Source organism: Shewanella psychropiezotolerans, from assembly GCF_007197555.1.
Lineage (GTDB): Bacteria > Pseudomonadota > Gammaproteobacteria > Enterobacterales > Shewanellaceae > Shewanella > Shewanella psychropiezotolerans.
The window spans coordinates 4,155,453-4,166,308 of sequence record NZ_CP041614.1; the positions used below are offsets into that span (position 1 = coordinate 4,155,453).

Genomic DNA, 10,856 nt, shown 5'->3' on the forward strand with positions numbered 1-10,856 from the left:
TAGCCGTTTTCACTTAGGTAATGATAGACTCAAACAAACTCAAATGGTAATGTTTCTCATTACCATTAATGACTGCAAATGAAAATATGCCTTACTATACACTGCCCTTTAATTTGGACTTAATGGAAGAGTCCATTCAAACCAACGGAAATATGGTATTCAAGCATACCCATTGCGAATTCTCTTTACGGTGCCATAGGCTTAACAAAGAAGTCACCCTTAGCCTATTTAAAGGGAACTTTTACGCACCGACGCAACTGGATACCCTAGACAAGACCGAGTACGACGCTATTACCATCATGCTCAATTTGGGCAACGCTGTTTATTACCAGATTGACAGCTTGAACTCGCCCAAAATTTTCCCGAGCCATTCTATCGCGCTATGTTATTCAGATACTCGGACTGGACTGTGCAGATATCAACCTCAAGCAAGTCATCTTTTTGCTTTGCAGATCCCAAGAAGTCTGTTGCTAGAATACATCGACATTATGCAGATTGGAGAAAAAACCAAGCGATTACTGGAATGCCGAGAACCCTTTATTTTAATGAAGCCCGCCAATGCACAATTCTGTCGTATCGCCTCAAAGCTGTCAGAGCCAATGAGCCAGTCTAACGCTTCAATACATCAACACCTTGCTTATTCCTTCATCAGCGATGTTACACGCTATTTGATTGAAAACAATAGCAGAAGTCACCGTATTGACAAAAGTGAAGGTCTAGAAAAAGCGATCGCGATCTTAGACGAAGAGTTTATGTTACCGCCCACAATAACCCAATTATCACGTCGGGTAGGCACCAACGAAACCTCTTTAAAACAATGGTTCAGAAAAGAGTTCAATACCACGATTCATCAGTACGTTATCCAACAAAGAATGACCAAAGCGGTCGAGCTTATATCGATAGGAGCATTCCCTATCTGTCATGTGGCTCAGGAAGTCGGTTACTCAAACCCTGGTCATTTTGCTGCCGCATTCAAAAAAGAATTAGGATGCAAACCTTCTTGTTTTCTATCTTCAAACCAAAAACCAGCACGCCCTACCTTTACATGTTACTGATAACGTCAACACTAACTTGACTGGCGTGTAGCGCTTAATGATTCTCAGACAATCAGTAAAAACGGTTAAGTCATACCTTGGACACACCAATATAAACATAAACCCACCTTTTAAAGCCTCACCAATTATTAACCATTACGATCTATAAGGTCATACAGTTAGAGCGGAAAAACGTCGGTTCTCGCTTTTTTTTCACCTTATTGAGTTAGCGAATACTCTCCCAAATTTGCACTATATGCTCAGCGTTATTAAATGAAAGGATATACTTGAGATGTACAGGAAATACTTCAACCCCATCGCCTTTGGAATGACTTTGGCAACAATAAGTTACTGTACGCTTGCAGAAGATAACTATCATGAAGTGATTATAATTAAGTCCACCAAGCAAGATGTTCCATTAAGGCACGTGGACAATTCTGTTAGCGTTAAAACAGGCGAAGAACTTGAAAAATCCGGGATCTTTGAGGTTAAAGATCTCGAGAAAGTATTCCCAGGTTTAGTGATCCAAACTCGTGGTAACAGAACCTACGCCAACACCACTATTCGTGGCATAAGTTCACCAGACTACTATTCTCCTACGGTTAGCATCTATGTAGATGGCATTTTGCAAGACAGTGCTTTTCTCACACAACAACTACAAAACGTTGAGCATGTTGAATTACTCAAAGGCCCACAGGGAACCTTGTACGGCGGTAATGCACAAGGTGGTATCATTAATATCATCACTAAAAAAGCAACCGACCAAGCCAAAGCGTCGGCAGGCGTGACTTACAGCAACCAGAGTCATCAGCTTAATGGCTCGACAGCAATTGAGCTCAGCGACTCCACTTATGCAGATTTGGTTATCCGCTCTTTAACCGATGAAGGCAACATCACCCATGTTCCAACCAACACAGAAAAAGCAAACGAAACCAAAGAGCTCAGTGGCGTTGCTCGCCTTCACTTCATACCGGAAGATTCTCCTCTGAGCATGACTCTTTCTGTTTCGGCTGATTACTTGGACAGTAATGAAGAATGGTACCTCACTCAGACTGAATTCGATAACAAAAAAACTAGCCAGAATATTCCTGAGTTAGAACGCCAAGTAAACACCTATTCAATTAACATTGGCTATGACCTCGGCAACGTGACACTCACCAGTATTACGGCATACCAAAACCGAGATGTCGATCGTCAATTTATTGGGGGGAGTTGGGAAGAAGATCAAAACACATTGAGTCAAGAGCTACTGGTAAACACCCGCTTTAATGAATCACTGTCAGCATTATTCGGCGGCTACTTTGAAAGCCGTCGGTTAGATGTAGGTACAGGAGTTGGAGCCAAAAACACGATCAAGAGCGATACTTACGCGATGTTCGGTCAAACCACTTATGGGGTAACTGACACTCTGGATTTGACCTTTGGCCTGCGCGCTTCTCATTTGTCTACCAGCTCTGACTTTGATGGTAATCCAGTATGGATGATTGCTGGCTACAATGAAGAGAAATCTGAAAGTATGCTTTCTCCAAAAGTCGCCATTGGTTGGCAAGTGAATGAAGACTCCAGAATATTCGCTTCTTTAACCAGTGGTTACCGCCCAGGAGGATTTAGCCCCGTCCCTCGAAGTTATGGTGATAAAGACGGCTATGATGCTGAAAAATCACTGAATGGAGAGCTAGGTTGGCGTACTTCTTTGGTCGAAAACACTCTAGTTGTGAGCGGCGCACTTTATTGGATCGAAACCAAAGATATGCAACTTTATACCGGTGTACCAGGCAGTCAAATACTTAAAAACTTGGGTGAGGCCAAGAGCCATGGGCTAGAGCTTGAGCTGGCTTTCTACCCAACCACAGACCTGACGCTGACACTGGGGGGCACACAAGGAAAGTCGACATTTGAGTCAGGTAATGCAGGTCTTCAAGGCAACACACTGCCATATGCGCCTGATACGACAGCAATCGCTGGTATTGAGTACTTCTTGCCACAATCACTGCTTGATGGCGAAGTGTCGCTGATAACCAACGCACGTTACACTTCAAGCTTGTTCTTCGACGAGCGAAACACCTTGTCCCAGTCAGGCTACACCTTGGTGGACTTCGCCGTTAATTACGCGTTCAACGACAAGCTCTCCTTCCGTTTGTTCAGCAATAATCTAACGGATGTAGAATACAAAACCTACTCCTTCTCTATGGGTGGACCTGCGTTAAGCAACTATGGCACCGGCAGAGAAGTGGGTCTGAACGTGAAGATGGAGTGGTAACCTGATGGAGTCCACTATCCGTAATGCTCCGGGCTTAGGACTCACATCACTGCTGAGCGTAATGGCAGGGGTTTATACCATCCAAAGCTTGATCGGTATGTTCACACTGCAAGGCCTCCCTGCAGTACTGCGATCAGAAGGTGTTTCTACCTCCCAAATCGGTCTTTTCTATATCGCCATGCTGCCGTGGGCATTGAAGTTTCTTTGGTCACCCTATATAGAGTCACTGAGGAAGCAAGGTCGCACACTCAAAAATCACGGTTACCTCATCCTGTTTGCTCAAGTGATGATGCTTGTCGTACTTGGGATCTTGGCACTCACTTCTGCGCTGCACCAGCTCACGCTAATTTTTGCCTGCGTGCTAGTGCTAGCCCTGCTATCGACCTTTGCTGACATCAGCACCGATGGACTGGCAGTGGATCAGTTGCTCAAGTCACAAAGAAGAGTCGGTAACGTCATGCAAGTGGGAGGCGCCTATTTGGGTGCCATTTTTGGAGGGGGATGTTCATCTACCTAACAGGAACCATGAATTGGCAAATCGCCATATTTGTTCTGATGGGACTCGTGGTGATCATGTCATTGCCTACTTTTAAGTTGTTTAGCAAAAACACGACACAATCTGGCGTAAGTGATGGCCACATACCCTCTCTTAAAAGTGCTTTTTTAAACCCCAAAATAAGACAAGGTTTACTACTGATAGCCCTGTGCCAATTGGGTACGCGCGGCGTGTTATCTATGATGATGCCTTTCCTGTACGACAGAGGCATTAATCTGGAAAACCTGGGGTTACTCACTGCTGGCGGTGGCGCCATCACTGGATTTATCGGGATAGCCTTCAGCGGATGGATAATTAAACATATCAGCGCGATCAAGATGGTGACTTACTGCTTATTAGCAGAAATGATTGTTTATACTGGATTCTTTTTTTACTCCAGCGAGTTAATCCACTTACCGTATGGACTGGAGGTCCTTTTTGTCATTAATGCCTTCATCTTTGCGGCCAAGTTCGTTGCCTTGTATACGCTGATGATGGAATGGTCGTACGGCAAACAAGCAGGTGTTGATTTCTCCTTTTTCCAGTCCATGGACATGATAGTAGCAATCGTAATGGCCATATTGTGCGGCTGGATTATTGCCAACTTTGGATACAAGGTCCATTACACCATGGCCATCATAGCCACTTTTTTAGCTGCGTTTACATTACATCAATCCACTCGTACCCACGATCAAAGATCTTTTAATATGAGCATTTTCAATGCCCAAGAAAAAAATAAGTAAATTCTAAAGCCCACATTTCATGGGCTGCCCAGTTAATTACCCAGTCTAAGCTGTTGCACACGTCAACGGCTGGGTTTCTTTTACCTAAAATTTGCCAAGATAAGATGCCGATATGTCAGATTCGAAAAAAATAGTATCAAAATTTAGGGAGGCGATTTACCACTCGTTTGCCATCTCCAGCAATGCACTCAGCGACTCCGACAACCTGTTTGAAATTGGACTCGATTCGATGTTTCTCATGCGCATGGTAAACCAATTTCGTCGTGCTGGATGTAACATCACATTAAAAGAGATGTACGAGAACCCGACTCTCGCGGAGATCCAAACCCTGGTAGAGTTAAAGCTAAGATCAAGCCCTAAAGCCAATAACGTCAAGCCGGAAAAAACACCTTATCCCATCATGACCGATGGTAGCCCCTTCCCGATGACACCAGTACAGCTTGCGTATTACATTGGCCGCGACGAAAGCCAACCTTTAGGAGGGAACAGCTGCCACCTGTATCAAGAGTTTAACGCCAATTATCTTAACCCCGCACAGCTTGAAACCTCGGTTAATACACTGATTAACCGCCACCCAATGCTCAGTGTCGCATTCCAAGATAACGGGATGCAACGCTGGAAAGCGCCTATTGGCAAGTATCAGGTAACGCGACACGATTTCACCGCCTTGTCTGAAAGTGACGCTGAATATGAAATGAAGTCCATCCGTGATCGACTAAGTCACCGAGTACTGGATGTGCAAAACGGCCAAACCATCGACATTCATATTTCGCTGCTGCATGAGCACAAGTCCCGCGTGCATGTCAGCATTGATCTTTTGGTGATGGACGCATCAAGCTTTAGCCTATTCTTCAACGAGCTATCAGCTTTACTTAAAGGTGAACCGCTGCAAAACCGATCGCCAGATTACGATTTTCGCAGCTACCTGCACCAAGAATCCACCGAATTTGCAACACAAAAAAAACGAACAGCCAGCTTTTGGCAATCACAATGGGAAACCTTACCTGCCGCCCCAAATTTGCCTCTGGCTAAAGAACCTACACAAGTAAAAAAACCACAATTTAGTCGCCGCAGACACCCATTAAGTCATATTCAATGGCGACAGCTTCAAGCACTGGCGTCATGCAATCTGGTAACACCAACCATGGTGCTCGCCACGCTTTACTCTGCAGTAATGTCTCGTTGGAGCGGGCAGAGCAAGCTATTGCTGAACTTAACACTGTTTGATTGCCACCCATTCAATGATCACGTCAATACCATGCTGGCAGACTTCACCAATATTTTGCTATTAGATAGCGAAATTAATGGCGCCAACGTTATCGACCTCATCAAAGCTCACCAAAACCGGTTTGCGGAACTTTATGAGCACCGCATGATATCCGGGGTCGAGGTGCTTCGCGATCTGAAGAAGAACGGCACTCATCCCCATGGTGCGCCCATTGTATTTACCAGCAACCTCAATAAGTCCCTATTTGGTGACGACACCGATGAACCTCTCGGTGAGCCGGGATGGGGCATATCCCAAACGCCTCAGGTATGGCTGGACTTTGTCGCATTTAAACAGGGTGATGGGATCATTCTGCAATGGGATGGCATTGATGAGTTGTTCCCTGACGGTCTTATGGAGACCATGTTTCATGCTTTCGTTCAACTGATAGAACACCTACTGGAGGGGAATCAACATTGGCATGTTCCGCTCCCTGATTTACAGCCTAAAACACAAAAAAGCATACGCAGTAAACTGAATCAGCTTCAGGGTGAATTACCACCTGGGCTGCTTCACGACCGCATATTTGAGCAAGCAAACTTACACCCGGACCGCATTGCGATCATCAGCTCTAACGAGCAACTGAGTTATGATGCGCTCACCATAAAAGCCAGAAAGTTGGCCCATTTACTGGTAGAGGCCAGCATGCAAAGTGGCGATCATGTCGCTGTCAGTATGGAAAAAGGCACAGGACAAATCGTCGCAGTACTCGCCATTCTTTACGCCGGTGGTGTGTATGTTCCTATTGCCCCAAATCAACCCATCAGCCGCAGGAAAACCATTGTCGCCAATGCCAACATCCGCATTGTCTTACGCTGTAAAACCGCGATAACTCAATTTGAGTGGACTGACTCAATCCACATCAATTGGCAGGATGCAAAAGGGCCCACTCTGCCATTGCCAGCCCCCCTACGCAGGCCAGAAGATACGGCATATATAATCTATACGTCAGGCTCAACTGGCACACCCAAGGGGGTGATGATCTCCCACCAGTCGGCACTCAATACATGTGTGGACATCAATGACCGCCACAAGGTCTCCCCAAACGACCGGGTTCTCGCGCTTTCTGCTTTGCATTTTGACCTCTCTGTCTACGACATTTTTGGTGTGCTGGCAGCTGGTGGCGCATTGGTCTTGCCACAAGAAAACCAACTTCGCGATCCAATGGCATGGGATAACCTAGTGTCGGAACACCAGATCACGTTATGGAACACAGTCCCAGCCCTTTTCAATATGTTTCTCACATTCTGCGAAGGAATGAAGTTCAACTCCCCGTCTCTGCTTAGGACTGTGATGTTATCTGGCGATTGGATCGATCTATCACTACCTGAACGGTACCGTCATTTTCAACCTGAAGGCACCTTCAGCGCCATGGGTGGGGCAACCGAAGCCGCCATATGGTCGAATGAATACCTTGTCGATGAAACCGATCCCCACTGGCGCTCAGTGCCTTATGGCTACCCGCTAAAAAATCAGGCATTTAGAGTGGTCGATGATGCGGGTCGGGACTGTCCAGACTGGGTTCAAGGAGAGTTATGGATTGGCGGAGCCGGAGTGGCTCAAGGCTACTGGAACGACAACCAACGAACGTCACAACAGTTCATCGAACGGGTTTGCTCTGAGACAGGTGCGACCCAGCGTTGGTATCGCACCGGAGATACTGGCTGTTACTGGCCAGACGGGACGTTAGAGTTTTTAGGGCGTAAAGACAACCAGGTAAAAGTTGGCGGTTACCGCATAGAACTTGGCGAAATAGATGCCGCACTCAACCGTCTCGACGGTATTAACCAAGGTATTACGCTTGCACTTAGCCTGGCAGCCAGCAAAGATAAACAACTGGAAGGCTTCGTGGTAACGGAAGGAGTAGAGTTACTTTCAATTGTTGAGCCCCACCCGTCTCTACCCAATAACTACCAAACGCTATTCCGACAAGGTGTGGATACAAAAACCGCTGAGCAAGACGCCGATGTTGGAGGCTTCTTGCACCAGCATTTGTCTACTTGTATGGCCGACAGTCTCTCGCCGAAATCGCTAAAGGAATGGCTCCAGAGTTACGGCCCCATTGAACGTTACACTGAGTTATTCGAGCAATGGTTAGCACTTCTTTGCCAACATAATCTGGCAGAAAAACACGTAAATGGTCGTTATCCGACCTATCAGTTAGCCCCAGAAGTACCCAAAAGCTCTTGGTTACTAAACCATTCACCGGCTAACTTAGTTAAATTAAACCAGCTTCTTAGGCAGATAATCACGGGCAATACCCCAGCGTATGCGCTGCTCGACAGTCCCCTATCACCAGAATCATTACTCATGAGCTCCCCCTCTCTGAAAGTGCTGTTCACTAAGGCCATCGGCGCGGTTTCCAGGCTGTCTGCCAAACTGGGTAAACCGATCACTGTGGTTGAAACCGAATCACGCAGCGGCTTACTGGCAAGTCAATTCGCCACCCTGTTAGGACCCGATAAAATTCAATATCACGCTGTGGATCCATCCTTGTCGATGACCCACCAAGCCAGCTCACGCCTTCAGCGATTGACACATGCTAAAGCCCGGCATCATGATTCTGCCTTAACAGCAATAATGGCTAACAAAGCAGACGTACTACTGCTGAACAATGTACTGCACCGCCAACAAGATCCTATCGACTATCTCAATGACGTTAAAACCTTGCTTGCTCCCGGCGGCATGATGCTGGTGTTTGAAGTGACAGAGTTCGGTGAAGGCGCTTTGATAAGCGCACAAGTACTGGAGGCAGTGCAACCACAGCGACTGTCAGGTGCCATACTTGAAGCTTCATTTGAACAAGCGGGATTTAGCCTCGAGCATCAGGATATTGTCGGCAATCACGCTTTATACGTATTAAAGAACAACAATGCAGTGATGAAGCCCGATACCAGCAAGTTAATGGCTAGACTCAGTGAACTCTTGCCCGCATATATGATCCCCAAACGCTTTACTTTCATGGAGGCGTTACCGCTAACCCCAATGGAAAAGTCGATCGAAAATGCCTCAGCGAACACAATACAGGCTCTTCAATCAACCCACCCGAAGCTAAGCCACTGTTATCCGAAAAAGAGACCGTATTAGGGCAAGTATGGCAGTCATTATTCAATCAAGCCGCGCTGGACAAAAACAGTGATTTCTTCCTATTAGGAGGCGATAGTCTACTGGCAACACGCTGCATTGGCGAGCTACAAAAAGTAGGATTTCAGGGAGACCTGACTGAGTTATTCACCAAGACAACATTGGGCGAATTTGCCGCCACCCTAAAGCCTGCAGATCCTAGCCATCAGCTTGATAACAAGGCGCTCATTGCACGACCAGAAGATCGCTACCTGCCATTTCCAATGACCGAGGTTCAACAAGCCTATTGGATTGGGCGCCAGAAAGGTTTTGCTCTGGGTGAAACCAGCTCTCAATTTTTTATTGAGTTTCGCGTGCAAGGGCTCGACGTGCACCGTTTCAATCAAGCAATGGACAAGCTGATTGAACGTCATGACATGCTAAGAGCAGTGGTTCGTAACCATCAACAACAGGTCCTGAGAGACGTGCCTTCATTCTCGCTTCGTTGTCATATGTTTGATGATCTCGATTGTGCAAAAGCCGATGACATTCGCAACGAACTCTCGCATCAGGTTAAAAACCCGGCTTACTGGCCGCTATTCAGTATCGAAGCCATTAAAGATACGGCCCATGAAGCCCGCTTGTTTGTCAGCTTGGACAATATGATGCTCGACGGACTCAGCATGCAAATTTTCTTGTCTGAGCTGGAAACCTTCTATCAAGATCCGCTGGCACAACTTCCTGAGTTGGACATCAGCTTCAGGGATTATATCAAGCACCAAAAAGACCATGAACACTCAAATAAACACGCACAAGAAGAGGGGCAAACATATTGGAAAAACCAGTTGAGCACGCTACCGCCAGCGCCCAATCTCCCCATCCAGTCGGACCCCACCGGATTGAGCAAGCCGAAATTCATCCGTTCGGCAGACACATTATCACCAACACAGTGGCGCGCGCTCAAAGAAATGGCTGCAAGGCATCAGATCACTCCGTCGGCTATATTGATGTGCGCGTATGCCTCCACGCTGTCAGCATGGAGTGACAATCAATCGCTAACCCTCAACCTCACCTTATTCGATAGACAAGAGTTACACCCGCAGATCAATCAGGTAATGGGGGATTTTACCACTTTGCTCCTGCTCGCTTGGCACCCGGAAAACAGCTGGTTATCTAGCCTTAAGCGTCTACAAGGGCAGCTGGCGCAAGACTTAAAACACCGTGACATCTCAGCGGTTTGGGTCATGCGCGAACTGGCGCGTCAACAGAACATAGCAAACACGTCAATGCCCGTGGTCTTCACCAGTGCGCTCGGTACTTCCGACGGCGATTTTATTGCCGATTCTGCTTGGCTTAAACCCGCTTGGGGCATTTCGCAAACGCCACAGGTTTGGTTAGACCATCAAGTCTACGAGTCATCTGGCTATCTCTGCTTGAACTGGGATGCCGTTGAAACACTGCTACCGAAACCACTATTGGACCAGATGTTCGGACAATATATCCAGCTACTAAAAATGCTGGCAGCCAATCCAGAATGCTGGCAAATGCCAATGGAACAACTGATTGTGGCAGACAAGAGCCTAACCCGTTTTACCCCAGAGCCGACTCAGCCAACATTCAGTCCAATGTGGGCGGGAGGAACTCATTGCGACCCAGCAACCGTCAACCAAATACGCGAAACATTTAGCCAAATCCTAAGCACCCCCATTGGAGAAAAAGAAAACTTCTTCGATGCTGGGGCCAGCTCATTACAGCTTATTCAGTTACATGGGGCACTGCATAAAAAAGGGATGAATATTTCAGTCACGGATTTATTCGCCTATCCCTCGCCGGAGTCCCTTGCTGCAGCAGTGTCTGGAGCGGCCAAAACGTCACAACCTGATCACGCGTTACAGGCAAGGCAGCAACGACAAGCCAATCGAAAAATAAGCCGTCGTCAACGAGTGAAGTAATT

Annotated in this window: 6 protein-coding genes; all 6 read left to right on the forward strand. The window is 46.8% G+C overall.

Translation table 11 applies throughout. The features are described 5' to 3' along the window. Positions 1-68: 68 nt before the first annotated feature. The 6 genes from FM037_RS18445 to FM037_RS28860 all read left to right on the forward strand — a co-directional run bounded on the left by FM037_RS18445 (position 69) and on the right by FM037_RS28860 (position 10,854). Positions 69-1,055 (forward strand): helix-turn-helix transcriptional regulator, encoded by a 987-nt coding sequence (locus FM037_RS18445; RefSeq protein ID WP_221937424.1) that lies wholly within the window; start codon positions 69-71, stop codon positions 1,053-1,055. 271 nt (positions 1,056-1,326) lie between these two features. Continuing rightward, positions 1,327-3,294, forward strand: a complete 1,968-nt coding sequence (locus tag FM037_RS18450; protein WP_144047187.1) for a TonB-dependent receptor — start codon at positions 1,327-1,329, stop codon at positions 3,292-3,294. 4 nt (positions 3,295-3,298) lie between these two features. After that, positions 3,299-3,811, forward strand: coding sequence for an MFS transporter (locus tag FM037_RS28850; RefSeq protein ID WP_221937425.1), 513 nt, complete (start codon positions 3,299-3,301; stop codon positions 3,809-3,811). An 8-nt stretch (positions 3,812-3,819) separates the two neighbouring features. Next, positions 3,820-4,572: an MFS transporter gene (locus FM037_RS28855; RefSeq protein WP_221937426.1), complete on the forward strand. Its 753-nt coding sequence runs from the start codon at positions 3,820-3,822 to the stop codon at positions 4,570-4,572. A gap of 112 nt (positions 4,573-4,684) precedes the next feature. Next, entirely contained in the window at positions 4,685-8,926 is a 4,242-nt protein-coding gene (locus FM037_RS18460) for a non-ribosomal peptide synthetase (protein WP_221937427.1), read from the forward strand. Continuing rightward, positions 8,899-10,854: a condensation domain-containing protein gene (locus FM037_RS28860; RefSeq protein ID WP_407695666.1), complete on the forward strand. Its 1,956-nt coding sequence runs from the start codon at positions 8,899-8,901 to the stop codon at positions 10,852-10,854. The genes FM037_RS18460 and FM037_RS28860 overlap by 28 nt, the downstream gene beginning before the upstream one ends. The last annotated feature ends 2 nt before the right edge of the window (positions 10,855-10,856 follow it).

Excerpts from the sequence above, each read along its gene's own strand:
- FM037_RS18445 (WP_221937424.1), top strand. The coding sequence starts at position 69 with ATGACTGCAAATGAAAATATGCCTTACTATACACTGCCCTTTAATTTG.
- FM037_RS18450 (WP_144047187.1), top strand. The coding sequence starts at position 1,327 with ATGTACAGGAAATACTTCAACCCCATCGCCTTTGGAATGACTTTGGCA.
- FM037_RS28850 (WP_221937425.1), top strand. The coding sequence starts at position 3,299 with ATGGAGTCCACTATCCGTAATGCTCCGGGCTTAGGACTCACATCACTG.
- FM037_RS28855 (WP_221937426.1), top strand. The coding sequence starts at position 3,820 with ATGAATTGGCAAATCGCCATATTTGTTCTGATGGGACTCGTGGTGATC.
- FM037_RS18460 (WP_221937427.1), top strand. The coding sequence starts at position 4,685 with ATGTCAGATTCGAAAAAAATAGTATCAAAATTTAGGGAGGCGATTTAC.